This window comes from Nonomuraea sp. WAC 01424 (assembly GCF_003947315.1).
Classification (GTDB): domain Bacteria; phylum Actinomycetota; class Actinomycetes; order Streptosporangiales; family Streptosporangiaceae; genus Nonomuraea; species Nonomuraea spiralis.
Window position 1 is genome coordinate 313,042 of record NZ_QHHZ01000004.1, and the last position, 21,943, is coordinate 334,984.

Here is a 21,943-nt window from a genome sequence, read left to right on the forward strand (position 1 = left end):
TGTCGAACACTGACGGTAGGCAAGTTTTTACTATGAGTCAACGATCGCCGTACCAAGAGCCGATGAGCTGCCGCGACGCCCGCTCACAACAATCGCGTGGCGAGCTCGTGCCATTGACGTAGGGGTGGCTGGTCCGGCGTGGTCGTCAGGACGTGCAGGCTGACGTGGTCGGCGCCGGCTTCGAGGTGCTCCGCGACCCGGTGGGCGACGTCCTCGGGCTCGCCGGTGGCGACCAGGGCGTCGACCAGTCGTCCGTCGAGGGATTCGGCGTCGTCGAAGCCCAGGTCGCGGAGCAGGGCGAGCCGGTTGGGCAGGGCGGCGGCCGCGTGGGCGCGGGCCAGCTCGGACGCGCGGGCCCGGGACGGGTCCACGACGACGAGCTGGGTGACCGCCAGCAGCGCCCGCGGCCCCAGCAGGACTCTGGCCCGGCGGGTGTGCTCGACCGGCATGCCCAGCGGGTGGGCGCCCCGTGCGCGTACGGCGGCGAGCTGGAGCATCTTCGGGCCCAGTGCGGCCAGCACCCTCGGCGGTGCGGGGACCGGCGGGCCGAACGGCGCGGTGTCCATCGCGTCCAGGTAGGCGCGCATGGTCGCCACGGGCGGGCCGAAGCGGTGGCCGCGTACCTCGGTGACCAGGGTGGGATGGCTGACGCCGAGGCCGAGCAGGAACCGTCCGGGGAAGGCCTCGGCGAGGGTGCGCTGCGCGGCCGCGGTGGTGATCGCGTCGCGGGCGTAGATGCCGGCGGTGCCGGTGGCGACGACCGTCCGCCGGGTGATCGACAGCAGCAGGGCGGCCTGGGCCATCGCCTCGCGGCCGGTCGTCTCGGGAAACCACAGGGCCGGAAAGCCGAGATCCTCGACGGCGGCGGCTGCCCGACGTAGGGCGGAGGCGGGAAGGCGGTCCATGTCGCCCGCCCAGATGCCGACGCGTCCGAGGTCGGGCGTGTTCATCGGGCCTGCCCGGCGGTGTCCCGCGCGGCCAGGAAATCGGCGATCCGGGCCGCGCCGGTGCGCTCCAGCCAGGTACGCAGGTCCATGAGGCCCGGGTGCAGGGCGCGGGTGAAGGCGACGTCGGCGCGGTAGCCGCGTTCGTTGAGCCAGGTGCAGGCGACGGCGAACTCCTCGCCGGCCTGCGCGATCACCTCGATCGGGATCTGGACGTACGGCAGCGGGCGGCCGATCGCCTCGGAGATGAGCGCGGCGATACGGCGTGGGGTCAGTTCGTCCCCGGCCAGGTCGACCGCGCGGCCGATCCACTCGCCCGGGTGGGCGAAGGCCGGCGCGGCGAAGGCGCCGGCGTCGTCGACGGCCATGATCTGCTGGGGTACGTCGGCGGCGAACGCGGTGGCCACGGCGCCGTCGTGCAGGTGGTAGGAGCCGGTGTAGTTCTCCATGAAGGAGACCGGGCGCAGGAAGGTCGCGGGCAGGCCGAGCCGGGTGATGTGCTGCTCGATCCGCCACTTGCTGACGGTGTTCCGCGGCAGTTTCCCGGTGTCGTGGCGCCCGGCGTCGGCGAGCAGCCGCGCCGTCACGGCCCGGCCCTCCGGGCCGGTGGCCCCGGTCACCACGATGGTCTTCACGATGTGTCTCCAGAAGGCAGGCATGCGAGGGCCGTCCCGCTTAACTGGGGTGGCCCTCCGGTTATCGCTGTGTACGATATGGAGGGCCACCCCGTTTTTGCAAGCCGGAGATCTCATGCCGCCAGACAGCCGTACGACCTCGACCGAGCGGCCGATGCGCGCGGACGCGCGCCGCAACTACGACCGCATCCTGGCCGCGGCCGCCGAGGCCGTCGCCGAGCACGGGGCCGAGGCGTCCCTGGAGGAGATCGCCCGCCGCGCCGGAGTGGGCTCGGCGACGCTGCACCGGCACTTTCCTTCCCGGCAGCGACTGCTGGAGGCGGTCTTCCGGGGCAAGGTCGAGGCCCTGTGCGACACCGCCGTCGACCTGGCCGCCGGGCCCGACCCCGGACGCGCGCTGGCGTCCTGGCTCGGAGCCGTCGCCCGGCACGCCGTGTCCAACCGCGGGCTGGCCGCCGCGATGATGCGGGGAGCCCATGACGGCGATCCGGCCCTGGGGGCCACCTGTCACAGCATGATCACCGATGCCGGAGCGGGCCTGCTGGCCCGTGCCCGTGAGGCGAACGCCGCGAGAGCCGACGTCTCCATCACGGACCTGCTCAAACTGGTCAACGCCATCTGCCTGGCCGTTGAGCAGGAACCCGACGCCGGGGCTCAGGCCGAGCGGTTGCTCGGCCTGGCGTTGACCGGAGTGCATCCGTAGGCGAACCGGCCGCGAGCCTGGTCCAGGGGCGTGTTTCGCCGAGAATCGCAGGCCCGGGAGCGCGGGTCAGGACGGGCGGGTGGGGGGACCCGCCCAGCGGGTCAGGGCCTCGGTGAGGCCGGCGGTGCCGGTGGCGGAGCCGGCCCAGCAGACGTAGCCGTCGGGGCGGATCAGCACGGCGTCCGCGCCGAGGTCGGCCTTCACGTGCGCGCGGCCGATCCTGGCCGACCACGGCCCGGCGGCCTCGGTGAACGCGGCCTCGTCGGCGGTGGTCAGCAGCAGGCCGCGGCCGTCGCGCAGCAGCCGGGCCACGCGGTCCGGTCCGGACGGTGTCTCCAGGTCGAGGTCGGGGACGTGACGTCCGAGCAGGTGGTGCCGGGGGCCGGGGAGGTCGTGGCGGATGTCCAGTCCTGAGATCATGCCGGCGACGATCCGGTTGGCCTGCGGCACCCGTACGAGCTGCTCGACGATGTCGCGCAGGGCCAGGTTCTCCTCGTCGTGGACGAGCAGGACGGCCTGGGCCCGGGTGTTGGCGAGCACGCGGGCGGCGACCGGATGCCGTTCGGAGTGGTAGGTGTCGAGCAGCCCGTCGGGCGCCCACCCGCCGATCTCCCCGGCGAGCTTCCAGCCCAGGTTGAACGCGTCCTGGAGGCCGAGGTTGAGTCCCTGGCCGCCCGACGGGGAGTGGATGTGCGCGGCGTCCCCGGCGAGCAGGATCCGCCCGTGACGGTACCGTTCGACCTGACGTGAGGCGTCGCTGAACCGGGAGGCCCAGCGGATGCCGGTGAGCCGTACCCCCGGGCCGAACTCGTGGTGCAGGGCCCGCTGCACCTCCTCCTCGGTGATCGGGCTGTCGCGGGGGAGCTTCTGCTGCTCGGGTCCGTAGAACAGGAACCGGTGGACGCCGTCGCCGATGGGAGCGATGTAGCCCTTGCCGTACTTGTCGGGCGTCATGACGGGCAGGGTCCAGGTCTCCGGCACGGCGTCGTCCGGGTCGGAGATCGTGATGTCGGCGACCACCGAGAGCAACTTCCCGTCCAGGCCGGGGAAGCCGATGCCCAGCAGCTCGCGGACGGTGCTGCGGCCGCCGTCGCAGCCCACCAGGAAGCGGGCCGTGAGCCGCGACTCGCCCTGGGGGCCGCGCAGAGTCGCCTCGACCCCGTCGGCGTCCTGCGACAGCGCGGCCACCTCGCGTCCGCGCAGGACCCGCACGCCCAGCTCGCCGAGCCGTTCTTCGAGCAGCGCCTCGACGCGCCCCTGAGGGATGCCGATCGAGTACGGGTACCGCGTGTCCCAGGCGGTGTAATCCAGTCGAAGCCCGGCGAAATGCCCGCCGGCCACCCGCTGGATCGCCCGGTCCATGAGGGGTTCCAGGAGGCCCCGTAATTCGAGTGCCTCCGCGGAGCGGGGCTGGATGCCGAGCGCCTTGGACTGCCCGCTGCGCTGCGCCAGCCGTTCGACGACCACGGCGTTCACTCCGGCGAGGCCCAGTTCTGCGGCGAGCATGAGCCCGGTCGGGCCGGCTCCGACGACGATCACATCGACGTTCATCACGGATGCTCCGTTCGACAGGATCGGCGATGAGGTCGCCGACCGCTGCGCCGACGGTAACCGTGGGGGTGCCGGTTTCCGCAACGATAGTCGCCCCGGTGGCCTCGTCGCGGAAGCGTGCCGCGGTCGCCGTACGACACAGAGCGTACGGGCGAGTACACCGTCACCGTCGGGTGCGCCGGATCGGCCGGGGCGGGACTACTTCCGCGGTCGTAGTCCGGCCGGAATTCTGATCCCGCTGGGGTAGCGGCAGATGAGTCCGCACGTGGGACGCGCCGCGGCCCCCGCCGGACGACGATTGCTGCTCATGAGAACCGCTGTCAGGTACAGCCAGGGCGCGGCGTTGGTGGCCACCGGGCTGCTCGCGGGCGCGTTCGGGTACGGCGCGGCCAACGTGATCCCCACGTTCGACGCCGTTCCGCTCGATGTGCGCCTGACCTTCCACACCACGATGATGAAGGTCAACGAGCCGGTCATGCAGAGCGCGATGGCCCTGGCCATCCTCACCACGTTCGGCCTGGCCGTCGCCGGTCGCGGCCGGCCGCGCCTGCTGGCGCTGGGCGCGGGCGCGCTGGCCGCGTTCGTGCTGATCGTCACCGCCGCGCTCGTCGCCCGGCCCTCCACCCGCTAAGGAAGCCATCATGTTCTTGCGTATCGCGCTCGCCGCCCAGACCGTCGCCCTCCTGATCCAGGCGGTGACCGCCGGGCTGCTGCTGTCCTCGGCGGGCGGCCGGGCCGTGCACAGCGCCACGGCCCTGGCCGTCGCGGCCACCGTGCTGCTGTACCTGGTCGCCGCCGTGATGACCCGGGAGCGGGCCGCCATCATGGCCGCGGCGGGCATGCTGGTGATGACCCTGGTCCAGATGGCGCTCGGCATGGCACACGTGAAGATCCTGCACGTGCCGCTCGGCGTGCTGATGTTCGGCGGCAGCATGGTGCAGATGACGCGGGTCTGGTCCGCCGACCGCGCCCGGACGGCGTCGGCATGACCGTGACCCGGATGACGAGACGGCAGGCGCTGCGCCTGTTCGGCCTGGGCGCGGCGCTGACCGTCTCGGGCTGCTCCCTGGTGGGCCGTACGCCGCTGCCACAGCTCCTGACGAGCGGGGCGCCGCTGCCCAAGCCGTACACCGTGCCGCTCCCGCTGCCCGCGGTGGCCAAGCCCGTACGGACCGACGCGGGCACCGACTACTACGAACTCGTCCAGCGACCTGCCGAGGCCGAGATCCTGCCGGGCCTGCGTACCCCGATCTGGGGGTACGACGGGCAGTTCCCCGGGCCCACCATCCGGGCGCGCAGCGGCCGAAGGACCGTCGTGCGCGTCACCAACCGCCTGGCCGCGCCGACGGTCACCCATCTGCACGGCGGGCACACCCCGCCGGAGTCCGACGGCTATCCCACCGACCTGGTCCAGCCGGGCACGCAGCGCGACTACGTCTTCCCGCTGCAACAGCGCGCGGCCACGCTCTGGTACCACGACCATCGTATGGACTACACCGGGCCGCAGGTCTGGCGCGGCCTGGCCGGGTTCTTCCTCGTCGGCGACGACGAGCAGGACAGGCTGCCGCTCCCGTCGGGCGAACGTGACGTGCCGCTGCTGATCTGCGACCGTTCCTTCCACACCGATGGCACCATGCCCTACCCGGTCAGGGATGACGGCCCCGGCGCCCGCATGGCGTTCATGGGCGGCGTGCTGGGCGACGTCATCCTGGTCAACGGCGCGCCCTGGCCGCAGCTCGGGGTGGACCGCGCCCGCTACCGGCTGCGGCTGCTCAACGCCTCCAACGCCCGCGTCTACGAGCTGGCCCTGTCGCCCGGCGGCACCCTGACCCAGGTCGCCAGTGACGGCGGGCTGCTCGCGGCGCCTCGCCCCTTGCAGCAGGTACGCCTCGCGCCGGGCGAGCGCGCCGACGTGATCGTCGACTTCGCCGCCTACCGCGTCGGCGACCATGTCGAGCTGCGCAACCTTCTGGAGGAGGGACCGCAGGCCCAGGTGATGCGCTTCACCGTCGAGCGCGACGCCCGCGACGACTCGGCGATCCCGCCGACGCTCTCGCGCGTCGAACGGCTCGACCCGGCGCAGGCGACGGTGACCCGCGACTTCGAGTTCAACAGCGGCGACCTGCACGGCGAGACCGGCTGGCTGATCAACGGCAAGCCCTTCGACGCCCGCCGCGTCGACGCCCGGCCCAAGCTCGGCCAGGTGGAGATCTGGCGGGTGACGAGCGACGTCGCCCACCCCGTCCACCTGCATCTGGCGCCCTTCCAGGTGCTCTCGATCGGCGGCGAACGCCCGAGCGGGCCGGCGGAGTGGAAGGACACCGTCGAGCTGCGGGAGACGCAGACCGTGGAGATCATCACCCGCTTCACCGGCTACCGCGGGCGTTACGTCATGCACTGCCACAATCTCGAACACGAGGACATGGCCATGATGAGCACGTTCGAGGTGGTCTGACCGCTCGCCGACGAGCCGCGCGTCTCAGGTGGTGCGGGTGTCGTAGGACTCGCGGTTGGCGAGGACCTCGTCCATGTGCTGCTCGGCCCAGGACTTGAGGCCTCGCGTCATCTCGTACAGCGACAGGCCGAGGTCGGTCAGCTCGTAGGAGACCGTGACGGGCACGGTCGGCGTCACGGTGCGGGTCACCAGGCCGTCGCGTTCCAGGGAGCGCAGTGTCTGGGTGAGCATCTTCTGGCTGACGCCGGCCAGCAGGCGCAGCAGCTCCGAGTAGCGCATCGCCCGGGGCTCGCCGGCGCAGTCGGCGCCGGGCCGGTGCGGGGCGTCGCTGCCGAGCGCGGACAGGATCAGCGTGACCCATTTGTCGGAGATCCGGTCGAGCAGCCTGCGGCTGGGGCAGGCCGCCACGAAGGCGTCGTACGCCACCTTCGCCTGTGCCCTCTGCTGGGCCGCCGTCGTCGTCGCCATCGGCCGTTCCTCTCACCTGCGGGCGCCTTACGCACTCCGGAGTGCCTACTTCCCATCAGGAAGCTACACCCCAATGATGATGCAAGGCGCCACGAGGCACCGCCCGCTGGCTCGACACGAAAGGCACGACATGAGCGGCACGCTTCCCGGCGGCACCTGGACCCTGGGCGATCTGACCGTCACCCGGTTCGGCTACGGCGCCATGCAGCTCGCCGGCCCCGGGGTCATGGGGCCACCCGCCGACCGCGCCGGCGCGCTCGCCGTCCTCCGCGAGGCCGCCGGCCTCGGCATCACCCACCTCGACACCGCCGACGCCTACGGGCCGCACGTCACCAACCAGCTGATCCGCGAGGCGCTGCACCCGTACCCGGACTCGCTGCACATCGTGACCAAGGTCGGCGCGACCCGGGACCGGGAGGGCGGCTGGCCTCCGGCCCGGCGGCCCGACGAGCTGCGCCGGGCCGTGCACGAGAACCTGGAGAACCTCGGCCTCGCGACGCTGGACGTGGTCAACCTCCGCCTCGGCGACGCCCAGGGCACTCGGCCAGGCTCGCTCGCCGAGGCGTTCGGCACGCTCGCGGAACTCCGGCGGCAGGGCCTGATCCGGCACCTCGGCGTCAGCAACGCGACGCCGGACCAGGTCGCCGAGGCACGGGCGATCGCGCCGATCGTGTGCGTGCAGAACATGTACAACCTCGCCCACCGCCACGACGACGAGCTGATCGACGAGCTCGCCGGACAGGGCATCGCGTACGTGCCCTTCTTCCCGCTCGGCGGGTTCACACCGCTGCAGTCTTCGGCGCTCACGGCGGTGGCCTCCCGGCTGGAGGCCACGCCGATGTCGGTCGCCCTGGCCTGGCTGCTGCGGCGCTCGCCGAACATCCTGCTGATCCCCGGCACCTCGTCGGTGGCCCACCTGCGCGAGAACGTCGCGGGCGCGGGACTGCCGCTCTCGGAGGAGGATCTCGCCGAACTGGACAAGATCGGCCGCTGACCCGACGGTGACCTCGCCGTGCTTTCAGGCGATCCGTACGACGACCTTGCCGCGTACGCCGCCCTTCTCCAGCGTCCGGTGCGCCTGGGCGATGTCGTCGAAGGGGAACACCGTGTCCACGACCGGGCGGACGGCGCCGCTGTCCACGTACCGGGTGAGGTCGGTGAAGAGCCGGGTGGTGGGGTTGCCGCTGAAGAAGCGCACCCGCCGCCGCCCGTGGACGGCCGAGGCGGCGATGTACGCCAGGGACGCCGCGATCCTGCGCTGGTCGAAGGCGATCGCCACCATCCGGCCGGACGGCGTCAGCCGGCGGCGGAAGGCGGCGTGCTCGGTGCCGGCGGTGTCCAGGATCACGTCGAACCTGGCCAGGTCCGCAGGGGCGACGGCGGCGTAGTCGTACGCCTCGTGCGCGCCGAGGTCGCGGACGAGGTCGAGGTTGCGTGCCCCGGCGAGGGCGGTGACGTGGGCGCCGAGCGCCCGGCCGAGCTGTACCGCGACGACGCCCACGCCGCCGCTGCCACCCCGGACGAGCAGGCGTTCGCCCGGCCTGAGCGCGGCCAGGTCGCGCAGCGCCGTGATGGCCGTCGTGCCCACTGGGAGCGCCGCGGCCGTCACCAGGTCGAGTCCCGCCGGGGCCGGGGCCAGACGGCGGGGGCGGATCGCCACGTACTCGGCGGCGCTCCCGAACGTGCGTCCCAGCGCGCCCCACACCCGGTCGCCCGCTTTGGGGCCGGTCACCCCGGGGCCGAGGGCGACGATCTCGCCGGTGAGGTCGATCCCGACCCGTTTCGGGAAGCCCCGCTGCATCAGCCCGGTCACCAGGCGCAGCCGGCCCGTCCGGCCGTGCACCTCGCCGCCGTTCACGCTGACGGCGTGCACCCGGACCAGCACCTGTCCGGGGGCGGGGACCGGCTTGGGCACCGTGCCCACGTACAGCTCCTCCGGCGGTCCGTACCGGTCGAACAGGGCCGCGCGCATCTGGTTCGTCTCCATACGGACGACGCTAGCCCGCTAACCGGACGGGGTTGTCCACTTACGCTAATGTGAGAAATATGGCTGATCATCCCTCTCAGTTGGCGTCGGCCGGGGAACTGCGGGCGGACGCGCGGCACAACCGGGCACGCATCCTCGACGCGGCGCGGGAGACGTTTGCGGCGCGCGGTCTGGACGCGCCGATGGTGGCCATCGCCCGGCGCGCCGGGGTCGGGGTGGCCACCCTCTACCGGCGGTTCCCGTCCCGCGAGTCCCTGATCACGGAGGTGTTCGGGGACGAGCTGGCGGCGTGCGCGTCGGTCGTGGACGAGGCGCTGGCCGACCCGGATCCGTGGCGGGGGTTCCGCACGGCGATCGAGAAGGTGTGCGCGATGCAGGTCGCCGACCGGGGGTTCACCGACGCCTTCCTCACCGCGTTCCCGGACGCGGTCGACTACGAGCGGACACGGGTGCGGGCCGAGCGGGGCCTCGCCGAGATGGTACGGCGGGCCAAGGCCACGGGCCGGCTGCGGGCCGACTTCGACGTCGCGGACCTGGTGCTGCTGTTCAGGGCCAACTGCGGCCTCATCGCCGGCGCGGGGGAGGGGGTGGAGGCGGCGTCGCGGCGGTTGGTGGCGTACCTGCTGCAGTCCTTCGGCGCCGGGCACGCCGAACCGCTGCCGCCACCGCCGCCGCTCACGCTCGGCGACCTGACCCGGAGGGCGTGACGCGGCGCGGCGCCGCCTAGCTCGTGACGGCCGCGGCCGGGCTCCTGTCGCCACGGGGTTCGTCGCCGTTGAGCAGCCATTCCAGCGTGGCGGGGGTGGCGTCGAAGTGACCGGCGTGCCCGGCGTCGGGCTGGACGGTGAGGGTGGCGGTGGGGATGTGGGCGGCGAGCCAGCGGGCGTGCGCGACCGGTACGACCCCGTCCAGCGCGCCGTGCCACAGCCGGACCGGCACGGTGATGGAGGCGAGGTCCAGCCCCCACGGGCGGCCGAAGAGGGCGATGACGTCGTCGGCCCAGCCGCCGAGTCCGGGACGAACCGCCTCGGCGTACGCGGCCGCGAGCATGGCGCTGATCGCGGGACGGGTCAGCACGGCGGCCTCGGCCGGGGGCAACTGCGGCGGCCCGGACGAGTCCGTCCCCAGGTGGGCGATCATGGCGTCGCGGTCCTGGAGGGCTACGGCGGCGCTGCGCTGATTGCCCTCCATCATCCCGGCCGTCCAGTCCAGCCCTTCGGCGTCGCGCGGGGCGAGCGCCGCCAGCGAGGCGGCCCGGCTGACCCGGCCGGGGTGGCGGGCGGCGAACGCCAGCGCGTGCGGCCCGCCGCCGGAGACCCCGTAGACGGCGAAACGGTCGAGGCCGAGCGCGTCGGCGACGGCGGCGACGTCGTCCGCGCCGTCCACCACCTGCCGCCCCGGCAGCGGCGTCGAGCCCCCGAAGCCGGGCCGGTCGAAGGTGATCAGCCGGATGCCGAGCCCGGTGAACAGGGAGTCGTCGGGATGGCGGGCCAGGCGTCCCATGGGGCTGCCGTGCAGGTAGAAGACGGGCGTCCCGTCGGGTACGCCCCACTGCTCCACGGCAAGGGTGCGGCCCGCTTCAGTGATCACTGTTTGCACTCCAGCCACGCTAGCCATAAGCGGCACCGGCACATCATGGTTTCATTCCGGGCGAAACTGGACCAATAACACCCGGGAGTCAAGCAGATGTTTGAAACGCTTGTTCGCGGCGCTGATAAGATCACCGCGTGGGAGTTCCTGAGGATTTGCTGGCCGCGGCCAAGCAGTGCCTGTCCGAACGCGGATATGCCCGCACGACGGTCCGGGACATCGTCGCCGTCTCCGGCAGCAACCTCGCCGCGATCAACTATCACTTCCGCTCCAAGGACGCCCTGCTCACCCAGGCGATGATCGAGGTGACCGGCGAAGCGGTCGCGGAGGTGCTCAAGGCGTTCCCGGACGACTCCAGGGAATGGCTCGAGACGTTCCTGGCGGAACTGATCGTGTCCCTGCGGGCCAATCCGATGGTGTGGCGCGCCAACGTCGAGACGCTGGCGCAGGCGCCGCATCTTCCCGACGTACGCGCCCGCCTGGCCGAGGGGCAGGCGCTGGCCCTGCGTGAGCTGGCCCGGCGCCTGCCGCGCCAGGACGAGGCGGGCGCCCAGGTGGTGCTGACGCTGTTCATCGGCCTGCTGGTGCGCTGGCAGGTCGATCCGGACAACGCCCCGACGGCTCACGACCTGGCCGCCGGCATCCGTTCGGTGGCGGCGGCCGGCTAACGCAGCACGTGCCGTCCGGACTGCTCCGGGCGCAGTTGCGGCCGGGGCGCACGCCGTACCGAACGCAGCATGACCGGCGCGACCAGCGCCATCAGGCACAGGCCCGCGGCGGCGGCGATCATGGCCTGGTGCTGGCCCTGCGTGAAGGCCGCGCGGGCGGCGGCGGCCAGCGCGGTCCCGGCCGGTTCCGGCAGGTGCCGCGCCGCCTCCAGCGCGCCGCCGAGGGTGTCCAGCGCGGCGGCGGGAGCGCCGGCGTCGCCGAGGCGTCCCCGGTAGACGGCGGTGCCGATGCTCCCCAGCACGGAGATGCCGAGCGCGCCGCCGAACTCGGTGGCCACCTGCGACAGTCCGGCGACCGAGCCGGCCCGCTCCGGCGGGGCGGTGGCGATGATCAGGTCGGCGGAGACGGTCAGGACGAGGGTGACGCCGCCGGCCATCAGCATGATCCCGGCGACCAGCAGGCCGGCCTGGCCGGTCACGTCCAGCCCGGACAGCAGCGCGAACCCGCCGGCGCCGACGAGCAGCCCGGCGCAGACCACCGCCCCGGGACGGACCCTGCGGACCAGGACGGGGGCCAGCCCCGCCGCGAGCATCGCCGTACCGGCCGAGGGGAGCGCGTACAGGCCGGCGACGAGCGGCCGGGCGCCCATGACCATCTGCAGGTACTGGGTGGTGAACAGGCTGGAGCCGACCATGGCGAAGACGCCGAGGGTGTTGGCGCCGACGGCGGCGGTGAAGGCGCGGCTGCCGAACAGGCGCACGTCCAGCATCGGGTCGGGCATCGAACGCTGGCGGCGTACGAAGGCGACACCCAGCGCCAGGCCGGTCACGACGGCCAGGATCGGCGGCAGGCCGAAGCCCTCCTGGGCGATGTGCTGGATCCCGTAGATCGCGGGCAGGATCGCGCCCAGCGACAGGACCAGGCCGGGCAGGTCGAACCGGCTCGGGTGCGGGTCACGCGACTCGGGGAGCAGCAGGGGCGCCAGGAGCAGCAGCAACGCCATCACCGGCAGGTTGACCAGGAACACCGAACCCCACCAGAAGTGCTCCAGCAGCGCGCCGCCCATCAGCGGGCCCAGCATGGCGCCCCCGGCGAACGCGCCGGTCCAGATGGAGATCGCGATCCGCCTCTGGCCGTCGTCGTGGAACATGTTGCGGATCAGCGACAGCGTCGAGGGCATCAGCGTGGCGCCGCCCACCCCGAGCAGGGCCCGGGTGGCGATGAGCAGGTCCGCGCTGGGGGAGAAGGCGGCGATCGCGGAGGCGGCGCCGAACGCCGCCGCCCCGGCCATCAGCAGCCGCCGCCGTCCGACCCGGTCACCCAGCGTGCCCATCGGCAGCAGCAGTCCGGCCAGCATGAACGGGTAGACGTCGATGATCCACAGCAGCTGGGAACCGCTCGGCGCCAGACTCGCGCTGATGAACGGCAGCGCGTACGACAACACGTGCAGGTCGACGGAGATCAGGAGAACGGGCAGGACCAGGACGGCCAGCCCGATCCACTGCTTGCGTCCGGCTTTCATGGGCGGCCTTTCTGCCTGAGGGGAGCACCGGCGTGGTGCAGGTGACGGAGGGCCTCGCCGTGCGAGGCCAGGAAACCCACTTCGTGGTACGGCAGGCCCAGCCGGCGGCAGTGGGCTTGCACGATGGGGCGCGCCAGGCGGAGGTTGGGGCTGGGCATGCTGGGGAACAGGTGGTGTTCGATCTGGTAGTTGAGCCCGCCCATGGCGACGTCGACGAAGCGGCCGCCGCGTACGTTGCGGGTGGTGAGCACCTGCTTGCGCAGGAAGTCGAGGGTGGCCTCCCCGGTCAGCGTCGGCATGCCCTTGTGGCCTGGGGCGAAGACGCAGCCCATGTAGAGGCCGAACAGCCCCTGGTGCACGGCGAAGAAGACCAGCGCCTTGCCCGGTGACAGGACCCAGGCCAGCGCGCCCAGGTAGAGGACGAAGTGGGCGAGCAGTAGCGCGCCCTCCAGAACGCGGTGTCTCATCCAGGGCCGGCGTAGGGCGCGAATGCCGCCCAGGTGCAGGTTGAGCCCCTCCAGCAGGAGCAGCGGGTAGAACAGCAGGGCCTGCCGGCCGCCGATGAGCCGGGCCGGCCCGCGGCTGTCGCGCGCCTGCCGCTGCGACCACACCAGGACGTCGGGGACGACGTCCGGATCGAGGTCTTCGTGGTTGGGGTTGGCGTGGTGGCGGGTGTGCTTGTTCATCCACCAGCCGTAGCCGAGGCCGATCCCGAGATTGCCGCCGAGGCGTCCGAGGGCCTCGCTCGGGCCGCGGGCGGCGAAGATCTGCCGGTGTGCGAGGTCGTGCAGGACGAGGGCGACCTGGGCGAAGACGATCGCGAAGCAGGCGGCCAGCGGCACCTGGAGCCAGGAGTCGCCGAGCAGGAAGAACGCCGCCACGCCCGCCAGGTAGAGGCCGGCCACCGCACCGAGCCGGGACAGGTAGTGGCGGGGGCGGCGGTCGAGGAGCCCGGCCTGCCTGATGCGTCTGGACAGGTGACTGAAGTCGCTCGCGGCCGGGGCCGTTGCGGTTGCTTGTGGCATGCCGCCGACCATACACACGTTTTGAACAGATGCGCAAAACATCTGTTTGTGACAACTGTTTGGACGGGTGACCGCACTGGACGGTGATCGTCGCGTGACTATGCTGTGGCGATGCAGCTGGAGTTCAGCGGTGAGGTGTGGTTCTGGAGGGGCCCCGCGCCCTGGCACTTCGTCACCGTCCCCGACGAGGAGTGCCAGGACCTGGCGATGACCGCCGCCTCGGTGAGCTACGGCTGGGGCATGATCCCCGTCACCGCCCAGATCCACGAGACCCGATGGCGTACGTCGTTGTTCCCCAAGGACGGCCGCTACCTCGTGCCGGTCAAGGCGGGGGTGCGCAGCGCGGAGGGGCTGGACGTGGGGGACGTGGTGACCGTCCGCCTGACCGTCGACCTCTGAGCTCCGCGCGGAGGCCGTATGGCTCCTGCCCGGGGCGAAGGTCAAGGAGGACAGCCTGTGGCGGCGGTTTCTCCGGATCTGTGCGGTCCTGCTAGCCTGATCGCCGTTCTGCCGGAAGGCGGGAACCGAGGCGGTCGAGTCACGCGGGAAGAGCCCCGGCGAGCCGCCCGACCCACACCACCACGACGTTGGGGACACCACTGAGCATGAGCGCGGAAGAGGATTTCCAGCGGGTCGGCGCCGAGCTGGCCGACCTGGGTGTGCGGGTCTCCCGCATGATGGGCAGCCCCGCGCTCAAGGACCAGGCGGGGAAGGTGTTCGCGAGCCTGCAGCGTGACGGCGCGATGGTGTTCCGGCTGGTCAGGGACACCCCTGAGCACGCGGCCGCGCTCGAACTGGCCGGGGCGTGCCTGTTCGACCCCATGGGGCAAGGCCGCACGGTCAAGGACTGGGTGGTCGTGCCGCACTCCTCGGCCGGGCGATGGACGGATCTGGCCGAGGTCGCCCTCAGCCGCCCACGCTGATCGGCCGGCCGGCGGTCGTTCCGGCGGGCTAGACCCAGCCGCGTTCCCGGGCCTCCAGTCCCGCCTGGAAGCGGGTGACGGCGTTCAGGGCGCGCATGACGGCGTGGATGCGGCGCTGTACGGTGCGCAGCCCGAGCCCCAGCGTCCGCGCGATGGCCTCGTCCGTCAGGCCGCCCGCGAGCAGCCCGAGCAGCTCCCTGGTCGGCTCGTCGGGCTCGTCGGAACGCGCGGCGTACTCGGTGGAGTGCCCGGCCGGCCGGGAGGCCGCGCGCAGGGGCAAGGCCCGCCGCCACTCCAGTTCGAACAGCGCGATCAGCGCGTCGAGCAGGGCGGACCGGTGCAGGACGAACGCCGCGTCGATGGAGTTGGACCCGTTGCGGATGGGGATCAGGGCGAGCGAGTCGTCGGCGATCCACATCTTGGCCGCCGCCCCGGCCACCACGCGGGCCTGCTCCCCATGGGCTATGGAGTCCTGGATGAGGCGTAACTTGCCGGGGACCGCCAGGGACTCCCGGTCGTACACGGTCCGGTAGTCGATGCCCGACCTGAGCATCTGCCGCTCGCGCTCGACGTTGTCGCCGTGACCGCGCATGGCGTACGGGGGTTTGTCGATGTTGCGGAACATGGCCTGGACGCTGTCCTGCAGCGCGTACGCCCGGTTGATGATGTTGTCGGTCCCGGTGATGACCTCCACCTGCTCGGCCGGATGCGTCGCGTAGCGGGAGGCCAGGTGGAACGAGCCGGTCAGCTCATGGATCGCCGTACGGACCTGCTGGAGCTGCTCCTCGTGCCGGGTGAGCAGCGGCCTGATGGCGATGTCGGGGGCGACGGCGACATAACGGGCGCGGCGGCCCGGCAGCCTGCTGGCCAGGCCGCGCCGCGCGAAGGAGGCCAGCGTACGGGCGGCGAGGAGCGTCGAGACGTCGCACTGCACGGCGAGCTCGTCGGCGGATGATCGCGGGTTGTCCACGAGGGTCACGTACAGGCGGCTCTCGGCCGGTGAGAGGCCGATCGCTTCGAGCATCGACGACACCCTTTCTCGCGGAGACAGGGCGGCGGGTTACCGCCACCTGGCGGGTTTTGGCCCGTTCGGCGGACTTGTGCCCTGACTGAATCCCAGATTAGGTCAGCAAAGAAATGATCTCCATCACGCACGGGCGACGATGGCCGGTGTTCTCACGTCTGGAGAAAGTTGTGCGCATGCTGCCCACCCCCCGGCGCCGCGGGCTCGCGGCCTTACTCGCGGCCGCACTCGCCGTGCCGCCAGCGGCGGCTCCGGCGGCGGCCACCGCGACGACCGCGCCACCCGGGGCCGCCAAGGCGGACGCGCGGGTGACCGGCACGCCTCCCGTCAAGATCACGCTGATCACCGGGGACACCGTCGTCTACGCCAAGGACGGCAAAGGCCGCGCGTCGGCCACGCTGGAGCCCGGCGACGGCCGGGAGGCGCGGATGTTCCAGGCCCAGCAGAACGATCACGGCTACTACGTCATCCCCGCTGACGCCTCGCCTTACGTCACCAAGGGACTGCTGGACAAGGAACTGTTCAACGTCGACTACCTGGCGGCCAACGGGTACGGCGACGCCAAGGCCGCGCAGATCCCCCTCATCGTCCAGTACGACCCCCGTACCAAGGCCGCCGACCTGGCCGGCAAGGCGAAGTCGCTCAAGGGCGGCGCGGAGCCGACGGTGCTGGACAGCATCGACGGCGCCGCGATCAAGGTGGACAAGAAGCAGGCCACCGCGTTCTGGCGGTCACTCGGGCCGGGGCAGTCGCTCGGAGAATCCCGCGACAACGCCAAGGCCCTGGCGGGCGGCCTGCGCAAGGTCTGGCTCGACGGCAAGGTCAAGGCGCTCGACGACGTCAGCAACCCGCAGATCGGCGCCCCCACCGCCTGGGCGGCCGGCTTCGACGGCACGGGCGCGACGGTGGGCATCATCGACTCCGGGATCGACACCGCGCATCCCGACCTCCAGGGGCGGATCGCCGCGGCCCGCAACTTCGTCCCCGCGGGCAGCCCGGGCGGTGGCAACCCTGACGAGGTCACCGACCGGGTCGGCCACGGCACCCACGTGGCGTCCATCGTCGCGGGCAGCGGCGCCGCCTCGAACGGCAGGTACAAGGGCGTCGCCCCCGGCGCCAGGCTGACCATCGCCAAGGCGCTGGACGACAACGGGACCGGCAGCGACTCCGAGATCATCGCGGCGATGCAGTGGCAGGCGGCCACCGCGCACGTCCGGGTGGTCAACATGAGCCTGGGCAGCCAGACCGCGACCGACGGCACCGACCCGCTGAGCCAGGCGGCCGACGAGCTGACCGCCCAATACGGCACGCTGTTCGTGGTCGCGGCGGGCAACTCCGGCCCCGGCCGGTACACCGTCGGATCACCCGGCGCGGCGAACTCGGCGCTCACCGTCGGCGCGGTCGACTCGGCCGACAGGATCGCCTCGTTCTCCAGCCGCGGTCCGCGTGTGAGCGACGACTTCGCGATCAAGCCGGAGATCACCGCGCCCGGCGTGAACATCATCGCGGCACGCGCGGCGGGCACCTCGCTGGGCGCGGGCAGCAGCGTCCCGGGCGGCGGCCCGATCGACGACAACTACACCGCGGCGTCCGGCACCTCGATGGCCGCCCCGCACGTGGCGGCCGCCGCGGGCATCCTCGCCGCGCAGCACCCCGACTGGACGCCCGAGCAGCTCAAGACCGCTCTGACCGGCACCGCGAAGCCGGGCGACGCCCCGGCCTACGACCAGGGCTCGGGCCGGCTGGACCTCGGGCAGGCCGTCACCCAGCAGGTCTTCGACGACCTGGCGACGGTCTACGCCGGGTTCACCGACCCGTACGCCGGCCAGGCACTCACCAGGAAGGTGACCTTCCGCAACACCGGCGGGGAACCGGTCACGCTGGACCTGTCCCTGGCGCTGAAGCGCGGCGAGGCCCAGGCGCCCGCCGGGATGGCCACGCTCAGCCCGTCGTCGCTGACCGTCCCCGCGGGCGGGTCCGCGAGCGCGGACCTCACCGTCGAGCCCACGCTCGGCGACCCCGGCTGGTACGAGGGACGCCTGACGGCCACGGCCGGCACCACCCGCCTGACGGCGCCGATCGCCTTCCGCAAGGGCGCCAAGATGGACACCGTACGCGTCAGGCTCGCCGGCAGGCCGGAATGGACGATCCTGCCGGGCGTCCTGTCCGCCCTGCGGGTCAGCGACACCGACCCCCTCCTCGAAGGGGAGCCGATGACCCTGGCCACCATGGACTGGCGGACCACCGACACGCCGGGCACGCTGGAGACCGACCTCAAGCTCGCGCACGGCGGCGTCTACTCCATCGGCGCCACGCCCAACTGGTTCACCAAGCCGGACCGGCAGCTCCAGTACACCTCGCTGCTCGCCCCCGAGGTCAAGCTCGACGGCGACACCACGGTGACCCTGGACGCGACCGACGCCGAGCCGATCCAGGTGAGCACCCCCCGCACGTCGGAGGGGGCGTTCATGAACGTGATGGTCCTGCGCACGACCGCCTCGGGCCAGATGTACGCCGACGCGTCGCTGCTGAGCTACGAGCCGGTCAACAGGGGCAGGTACTGGGTCACGCGGGTGCGGAAGGCGCCCGCGGTGGGCACCTTCACGGTGCTGTTCGACCAGGTCCGCCGTGCTCCCGAGGTCGAACTGACCGTGCCGGGGCTCCAGCTCACCCCCCATTACGTCAGCGAGCAGGACGCGGCGGTGCCGAAGTTCGCCGCCGACCGGCGCCTGAGCCTGACCACGGGCGACGACCTGCGCGGCGGCGCGGACGCGCGCGGCAAGCTCGTCCACCTCCCCGCCAGGGACTCGCTCCCGCTCTTCCTGGCCGACCTCGACCTGGCCATCAAGGCCGGAGCCGCGGGCGTGGTCACCAGCGACCGGTTCGCCTGGCTGCTCACCGACCCGGCGTACGAGGCCCAGAACAAGATCCCGCTGTTGTGGATCGACAGCGGCGAGGCCGACCGGCTCGGCAAGGCCCTGGCCCGCAAGCCGTACCCGGGCGCCGCCCTGCACGTGACGCCCACCACCCCGTTCGAGTACAAACTGGCCTACTACGTGAAGGGCACCACGGCGGGTCGCCTGAACTTCGCCCCGAAGGCCCGCGACCTCACCGAGATCGAGACCACCTACCACGCGCAGTTCCCCGCGCCGGCGGGCACGTGGGGGTCGAGCGCGAACTTCACCGAGGTCAACCACACCTACACACCCGACCAGCGCCTCAGCATCCGCGGCTCGCACAGCTTCGCCGGGCCCGCCGCCAGGACCGAGTACTACAACGCGCCCGGCCGGGACGTGTTGTGGCAGCGCGACTACGCCTTCCTCGACCTCGCCACGGGCGGCGCGCGCTTCGCCTCCTCCGCCCGCGGCTTCACCCGCGCCGCCAAGGAGCGGGAGGACTGGAACGAGGCCGTCGTCCCCGCGCAGTTCACCGCCGGTCCCGACCTGCCGGACTGGGCCGGCCAGGCCGTCTACTGCGACGGCTGCCGCCAGGGCGACCGGCTGAGGCTGCGCGCGCTCAGCCCGCTCGGCTACGGGTACTACTCCGACGCCTCCGACCCGAGCCACATGTACCAGGGCGCGCAGGGGACCGAGGAGATCCACCTGTTCAGCGGCAGCACCGAGGTCGAGCCGCAGTACGACGACCTGGGCCTGCCCTACTACGCCGTCCCCGCCGGATCCGGCGCGTACCGGCTCACGGACTCGTGGAAGGACGCCTTCGCCGGAAAGCACCCCGGCACGAGCGTCGAGACCACCTGGACGTTCCGCTCGGCCCGCCCGACGGCCGGCGACGCCCCGCAGCCCTGCCTGGACACCGTGTTGTGGGGCGACCAGCAGCCCTGCGCCCAGGCGCCGCTGATCCGCCTCAAGTACGGGCTCAAGCTGCCGGAGAACGACACGGTCCAGGCCGGCAGGCCGTTCACCTTCACCGTCAGGCCCGAGGGCGGCAGGTCGCCGTCGCTGGAGAGAGTCTGGGTCTCCGACGACAAGGGCGCGCACTGGACGCCGGCCAAGGTGCTGCCCGGTGACAAGGTGCTCGCGCCCAACCCGAAGGGCCCGGGCAGCGTCTCGGTCAAGGTCGAGGCGAAGGACCGGGACGGCAACTCCGTCCAGCAGGTTCTCGCCGACGCCTACCTCGTGAAGTGACCACCGGAGTGGGGGCGGGAAGCTCCGCCCCCGCTCCGGCGGCCCACGCCTCACACTCCGACGAAGCTCACGGTCTCCGCCAGGTCCGCCCGCCCGGTACGCAGCCCCGGCACGTCCTGCTTCTCGAAGCCGACCGCGACCCCGCAGAACAGCACCAGCCCGTCATCGGCGCCGACGATCCGGCCGACCGTTTCGCGGTACATCGTCCACATCACCTGCGGGCAGCTGTGCACCCCTTCCGCCCGCAGCAACAACATGACCGTCTGCAGGTACATCCCGGCGTCCCCCCACTGCCCGGGGCCCATCGCCCGGTCCAGGTAGCAGAACAGGACGACGGGCGCCCCGAACGCCTCCGAGTTCAGGGCGGCGATCCTCTTGGGCCGGTCAGGGGCGTCGCGCTCGATCCCCAGCGCTTCGTACCGCTGGGTGGCCGCGGCGGCGAAACGGTCCAGGTACGGCGAGGTCAGCTCGGCCGGGTACATCGGATACTCCCGCTCGTCACCCGGGTCTCCCGCCAGCGCCCGAGCCGTCGCCAGCCGTTTCAGCTCGGCCAAGGGCTCGCCGGCCACGACGTATAGGTGCCAGGGCTGGAGGTTCCCGCTCGACGGCGCCCGCGTGGCGGCTGTCAGCACGCGTTCGAGCACCTCCTTGGGAACCGGCTCGTCACTGAACGCCCGCACCGCCCGCCGGCTGTCCACGGCTTCATACACGTCCACGTCTTCCCGTCCTCTCACTCAACGACGACCATCTCCATCGATGCCCGGCGGCGGCCCGGAGTCGTGCGGCCGCCACCGCCGTGCCCGCGACCGCGCCCGTCACCAACCAGATCATGAACGTCGGGTAGAGGTAGACCACCTGGACCCACATGATGTCGCCGCCCCGGAGGAGCACGCGCATGATCGGGACGACCATGACGCACAGCACGAGCGGGACCATATATGGCAGAAGCCGCCATCGACTGTGTGTGGCGGCCCACCGCCGGGCGCGGGCCACCCCCCGTACGGCCAGCCCGGCGGTCGCCAGGGTCAGGAGCGCGAACAGGATGTCGGTGACCAGGAAGGGCGGCGAGGAGGGGATCTCGGGCGTGCCTCCCTCGATCATGGCGACCAGGCCGTCCATGAGCGCGTCAGCGTCGCCGAAGGCCGTTCCGGTGTTGGCCATGACGGCGACGCCGTACCCCGACTCCGGCATCAGCAACTGGGCGGCCGTGGAGGTGAACAGGTCGCCGTCGTGCTGGACGACGGGAGTGCCGCGTCCGGTCCTGCCGATCATCCAGCCCAGGGCGTACTCCCCGCTCTGCTCGGACGGCGTGCGCATCTCCTTGACGCTCTGGGGCGAGAGGATGCCGTTGTTCTGCGCGATCAGCCAGCGGGCCATGTCGCCGGCGGTGCTGAGGATCCCGCCGGAGCCGTTGCCGAACCCGGCCGGCTCCGGCACGGCGACGGCCCGGCCGAGGACGACCAGATGGCCGCGGGCACTGCCGGGCAGGTCGCGGTCGGTGTCGACGGTCCTGCTGTCGCGCATGCCGACAGGCGTGAAGACGTTCGCGTCGAGGTAGGCCCCGAACGGCCGGCCGCTCACCACCTCGACGAGCCGCGCGGCGACCTGGTAGTTGGTGTTGTGGTAGCTGAAGGCGGTGCCCGGCTCCGTGGCGAGCCGCGCCGTCCTGAGCCGGGCCACGGCGCCTTCGAGCGTGCCGGGCTGGGGCAGGCTCTTCTCGCGGAAGGCCGAGTCGGCCATGCCGGACGTCTGGTTGAGCAACTGCCGCACGGTGATCCGCGTGGCCCTGGGATCGGCCATGGTGAACTCGGGCAGGTAGCCGCGTACCGGCCGGTCGAGCTCGACCTCGCCCTTCTCCACCAGTTGCATGACGGCGAGCGAGGTGAAGGACTTGCTGACCGAGGCCACGGCCATGGGCGTGTCCGCCGTCACCGGCTCGCCGGAGGCGGTCTCGCCGTACCCGGCGGCGTGGACGACCCGCCTGCCGTGGGTGATCGCGACCGCGGCCCCGGGGAGCCCCGTCGCCTCGCGGTAGGCCGCGACGAAGGCGTCCACCGACGAGGGGGCGGGGTCGTGGGGCGGGGCCGGGCCGGACGCGGGCGGCAGGGCGAGGCAGAGAACGGCGACAACGTTTCTGAACACCCGCCAACGCTATGGACAACCCTCCTGCCGCGACCATTGCGGACTCCCTCCGCCTTTCCTACGGAAAACCGCTACTCCCTCACGGAAGACTTGGCTCCATCGAACGGGCGGGAATTGGATCTGCCGGCCGGGCCACTTCGTCCTCTAGAGTCATGCCGCC

The 21,943-nt window shown here is 72.2% G+C and carries 21 protein-coding genes; 10 read left to right on the top strand and 11 right to left on the bottom strand.

Features of this window, described 5'->3' with window-relative positions:
- Positions 1 to 83: 83 nt before the first annotated feature.
- On the bottom strand, positions 84 to 950 hold the full coding sequence (locus DMB42_RS13710; RefSeq protein WP_125634384.1) for a TIGR03620 family F420-dependent LLM class oxidoreductase: 867 nt from the start codon (positions 948 to 950) through the stop codon (positions 84 to 86).
- Positions 947 to 1,579 (bottom strand): NmrA family NAD(P)-binding protein, encoded by a 633-nt coding sequence (locus tag DMB42_RS13715; RefSeq protein WP_185844642.1) that lies wholly within the window; start codon positions 1,577 to 1,579, stop codon positions 947 to 949. Before DMB42_RS13715 ends, DMB42_RS13710 begins: the two co-directional genes overlap by 4 nt.
- 115 nt (positions 1,580 to 1,694) lie before the next feature.
- Between DMB42_RS13715 and DMB42_RS13720 the strand changes: the two genes are divergently transcribed.
- Positions 1,695 to 2,282, top strand: coding sequence for a TetR/AcrR family transcriptional regulator (locus tag DMB42_RS13720; protein ID WP_260477670.1), 588 nt, complete (start codon positions 1,695 to 1,697; stop codon positions 2,280 to 2,282).
- A 66-nt stretch (positions 2,283 to 2,348) separates the two neighbouring features.
- Here the strand turns inward: DMB42_RS13720 and DMB42_RS13725 are convergent, their stop codons facing one another.
- A complete protein-coding gene (locus DMB42_RS13725) occupies positions 2,349 to 3,833 on the bottom strand; it encodes an FAD-dependent monooxygenase (RefSeq protein WP_125634388.1) in 1,485 nt (494 codons plus the stop codon).
- Between the two features lie 307 nt (positions 3,834 to 4,140).
- Here DMB42_RS13725 and DMB42_RS13730 point away from each other — a divergent pair, with 307 nt between their 5' ends.
- From DMB42_RS13730 to DMB42_RS13740, 3 genes are read left to right on the top strand one after another with little or no spacing between them, the layout of a single operon-like run.
- Positions 4,141 to 4,464, top strand: coding sequence for a hypothetical protein (locus DMB42_RS13730; RefSeq protein ID WP_125634390.1), 324 nt, complete (start codon positions 4,141 to 4,143; stop codon positions 4,462 to 4,464).
- Positions 4,465 to 4,474: 10 nt separating this feature from the next.
- Positions 4,475 to 4,822: a hypothetical protein gene (locus DMB42_RS13735; RefSeq protein ID WP_125634392.1), complete on the top strand. Its 348-nt coding sequence runs from the start codon at positions 4,475 to 4,477 to the stop codon at positions 4,820 to 4,822.
- Between the two features lie 11 nt (positions 4,823 to 4,833).
- Positions 4,834 to 6,288, top strand: coding sequence for a multicopper oxidase family protein (locus DMB42_RS13740; RefSeq protein WP_221762132.1), 1,455 nt, complete (start codon positions 4,834 to 4,836; stop codon positions 6,286 to 6,288).
- Between the two features lie 24 nt (positions 6,289 to 6,312).
- Here the strand turns inward: DMB42_RS13740 and DMB42_RS13745 are convergent, their stop codons facing one another.
- The gene (locus DMB42_RS13745) at positions 6,313 to 6,756 is read right to left on the bottom strand and encodes a helix-turn-helix domain-containing protein (protein ID WP_125634396.1); all 444 of its coding nucleotides are present in this window, start codon (positions 6,754 to 6,756) and stop codon (positions 6,313 to 6,315) included.
- Positions 6,757 to 6,886: 130 nt separating this feature from the next.
- Between DMB42_RS13745 and DMB42_RS13750 the strand changes: the two genes are divergently transcribed.
- Positions 6,887 to 7,750, top strand: coding sequence for an aldo/keto reductase family oxidoreductase (locus DMB42_RS13750; protein WP_125634398.1), 864 nt, complete (start codon positions 6,887 to 6,889; stop codon positions 7,748 to 7,750).
- Between the two features lie 24 nt (positions 7,751 to 7,774).
- Here the strand turns inward: DMB42_RS13750 and DMB42_RS13755 are convergent, their stop codons facing one another.
- Positions 7,775 to 8,743 carry an NAD(P)-dependent alcohol dehydrogenase gene (locus DMB42_RS13755; protein ID WP_260477671.1) on the bottom strand — a complete coding sequence of 323 codons (969 nt, stop codon included), beginning with the start codon at positions 8,741 to 8,743 and terminating at the stop codon, positions 7,775 to 7,777.
- 59 nt (positions 8,744 to 8,802) lie between these two features.
- Here DMB42_RS13755 and DMB42_RS13760 point away from each other — a divergent pair, with 59 nt between their 5' ends.
- The gene (locus DMB42_RS13760) at positions 8,803 to 9,450 is read left to right on the top strand and encodes a TetR/AcrR family transcriptional regulator (RefSeq protein ID WP_125634400.1); all 648 of its coding nucleotides are present in this window, start codon (positions 8,803 to 8,805) and stop codon (positions 9,448 to 9,450) included.
- 16 nt (positions 9,451 to 9,466) lie between these two features.
- On the opposite strand, the gene DMB42_RS13765 is transcribed toward DMB42_RS13760, so the two are convergent.
- Positions 9,467 to 10,333 (bottom strand): alpha/beta fold hydrolase, encoded by an 867-nt coding sequence (locus DMB42_RS13765; RefSeq protein ID WP_221762133.1) that lies wholly within the window; start codon positions 10,331 to 10,333, stop codon positions 9,467 to 9,469.
- A gap of 137 nt (positions 10,334 to 10,470) precedes the next feature.
- On the opposite strand from DMB42_RS13765, the gene DMB42_RS54195 reads away from it, so the two are divergent.
- Entirely contained in the window at positions 10,471 to 11,001 is a 531-nt protein-coding gene (locus DMB42_RS54195; protein ID WP_125634404.1) for a TetR/AcrR family transcriptional regulator, read from the top strand.
- Here the strand turns inward: DMB42_RS54195 and DMB42_RS13775 are convergent.
- Both DMB42_RS13775 and DMB42_RS13780 read right to left on the bottom strand, forming a co-directional pair.
- Positions 10,998 to 12,524 carry an MFS transporter gene (locus DMB42_RS13775; protein ID WP_125634406.1) on the bottom strand — a complete coding sequence of 509 codons (1,527 nt, stop codon included), beginning with the start codon at positions 12,522 to 12,524 and terminating at the stop codon, positions 10,998 to 11,000. The two genes, DMB42_RS54195 and DMB42_RS13775, sit on opposite strands and share 4 nt — an antisense overlap.
- A complete protein-coding gene (locus tag DMB42_RS13780; protein ID WP_125634408.1) occupies positions 12,521 to 13,549 on the bottom strand; it encodes an acyl-CoA desaturase in 1,029 nt (342 codons plus the stop codon). Before DMB42_RS13780 ends, DMB42_RS13775 begins: the two co-directional genes overlap by 4 nt.
- A 111-nt stretch (positions 13,550 to 13,660) precedes the next feature.
- On the opposite strand from DMB42_RS13780, the gene DMB42_RS13785 reads away from it, so the two are divergent.
- Together DMB42_RS13785 and DMB42_RS13790 are read left to right on the top strand one after the other, a co-directional pair.
- Positions 13,661 to 13,948, top strand: a complete 288-nt coding sequence (locus DMB42_RS13785) for a DUF1905 domain-containing protein (RefSeq protein ID WP_125634410.1) — start codon at positions 13,661 to 13,663, stop codon at positions 13,946 to 13,948.
- A 206-nt stretch (positions 13,949 to 14,154) separates the two neighbouring features.
- The gene (locus tag DMB42_RS13790) at positions 14,155 to 14,472 is read left to right on the top strand and encodes a hypothetical protein (protein ID WP_125634412.1); all 318 of its coding nucleotides are present in this window, start codon (positions 14,155 to 14,157) and stop codon (positions 14,470 to 14,472) included.
- A 28-nt stretch (positions 14,473 to 14,500) separates the two neighbouring features.
- On the opposite strand, the gene DMB42_RS13795 is transcribed toward DMB42_RS13790, so the two are convergent.
- Positions 14,501 to 15,496 carry a helix-turn-helix domain-containing protein gene (locus DMB42_RS13795; RefSeq protein WP_125634414.1) on the bottom strand — a complete coding sequence of 332 codons (996 nt, stop codon included), beginning with the start codon at positions 15,494 to 15,496 and terminating at the stop codon, positions 14,501 to 14,503.
- 176 nt (positions 15,497 to 15,672) lie between these two features.
- Here DMB42_RS13795 and DMB42_RS13800 point away from each other — a divergent pair, with 176 nt between their 5' ends.
- Entirely contained in the window at positions 15,673 to 19,641 is a 3,969-nt protein-coding gene (locus tag DMB42_RS13800; RefSeq protein WP_125634416.1) for a S8 family serine peptidase, read from the top strand.
- Positions 19,642 to 19,691: 50 nt separating this feature from the next.
- On the opposite strand, the gene DMB42_RS13805 is transcribed toward DMB42_RS13800, so the two are convergent.
- Both DMB42_RS13805 and DMB42_RS13810 read right to left on the bottom strand, forming a co-directional pair.
- A complete protein-coding gene (locus DMB42_RS13805) occupies positions 19,692 to 20,357 on the bottom strand; it encodes a nitroreductase (RefSeq protein ID WP_125634418.1) in 666 nt (221 codons plus the stop codon).
- Positions 20,344 to 21,783 carry a serine hydrolase gene (locus tag DMB42_RS13810; protein ID WP_125634420.1) on the bottom strand — a complete coding sequence of 480 codons (1,440 nt, stop codon included), beginning with the start codon at positions 21,781 to 21,783 and terminating at the stop codon, positions 20,344 to 20,346. The genes DMB42_RS13805 and DMB42_RS13810 overlap by 14 nt, the downstream gene beginning before the upstream one ends.
- Between the last annotated feature and the right edge of the window lie 160 nt (positions 21,784 to 21,943).

Excerpts from the sequence above, each read along its gene's own strand:
- DMB42_RS13725 (WP_125634388.1), bottom strand. The coding sequence starts at position 3,833 with ATGAACGTCGATGTGATCGTCGTCGGAGCCGGCCCGACCGGGCTCATG.
- DMB42_RS13710 (WP_125634384.1), bottom strand. The coding sequence starts at position 950 with ATGAACACGCCCGACCTCGGACGCGTCGGCATCTGGGCGGGCGACATG.
- DMB42_RS13800 (WP_125634416.1), top strand. The coding sequence starts at position 15,673 with ATGCTGCCCACCCCCCGGCGCCGCGGGCTCGCGGCCTTACTCGCGGCC.
- DMB42_RS13720 (WP_260477670.1), top strand. The coding sequence starts at position 1,695 with ATGCCGCCAGACAGCCGTACGACCTCGACCGAGCGGCCGATGCGCGCG.
- DMB42_RS13750 (WP_125634398.1), top strand. The coding sequence starts at position 6,887 with ATGAGCGGCACGCTTCCCGGCGGCACCTGGACCCTGGGCGATCTGACC.
- DMB42_RS13740 (WP_221762132.1), top strand. The coding sequence starts at position 4,834 with ATGACGAGACGGCAGGCGCTGCGCCTGTTCGGCCTGGGCGCGGCGCTG.
- DMB42_RS13775 (WP_125634406.1), bottom strand. The coding sequence starts at position 12,524 with ATGAAAGCCGGACGCAAGCAGTGGATCGGGCTGGCCGTCCTGGTCCTG.
- DMB42_RS13735 (WP_125634392.1), top strand. The coding sequence starts at position 4,475 with ATGTTCTTGCGTATCGCGCTCGCCGCCCAGACCGTCGCCCTCCTGATC.
- DMB42_RS13730 (WP_125634390.1), top strand. The coding sequence starts at position 4,141 with ATGAGAACCGCTGTCAGGTACAGCCAGGGCGCGGCGTTGGTGGCCACC.
- DMB42_RS13785 (WP_125634410.1), top strand. The coding sequence starts at position 13,661 with ATGCAGCTGGAGTTCAGCGGTGAGGTGTGGTTCTGGAGGGGCCCCGCG.
- DMB42_RS13790 (WP_125634412.1), top strand. The coding sequence starts at position 14,155 with ATGAGCGCGGAAGAGGATTTCCAGCGGGTCGGCGCCGAGCTGGCCGAC.
- DMB42_RS13760 (WP_125634400.1), top strand. The coding sequence starts at position 8,803 with ATGGCTGATCATCCCTCTCAGTTGGCGTCGGCCGGGGAACTGCGGGCG.
- DMB42_RS13795 (WP_125634414.1), bottom strand. The coding sequence starts at position 15,496 with ATGCTCGAAGCGATCGGCCTCTCACCGGCCGAGAGCCGCCTGTACGTG.
- DMB42_RS13745 (WP_125634396.1), bottom strand. The coding sequence starts at position 6,756 with ATGGCGACGACGACGGCGGCCCAGCAGAGGGCACAGGCGAAGGTGGCG.
- DMB42_RS13755 (WP_260477671.1), bottom strand. The coding sequence starts at position 8,743 with ATGGAGACGAACCAGATGCGCGCGGCCCTGTTCGACCGGTACGGACCG.
- DMB42_RS13780 (WP_125634408.1), bottom strand. The coding sequence starts at position 13,549 with ATGCCACAAGCAACCGCAACGGCCCCGGCCGCGAGCGACTTCAGTCAC.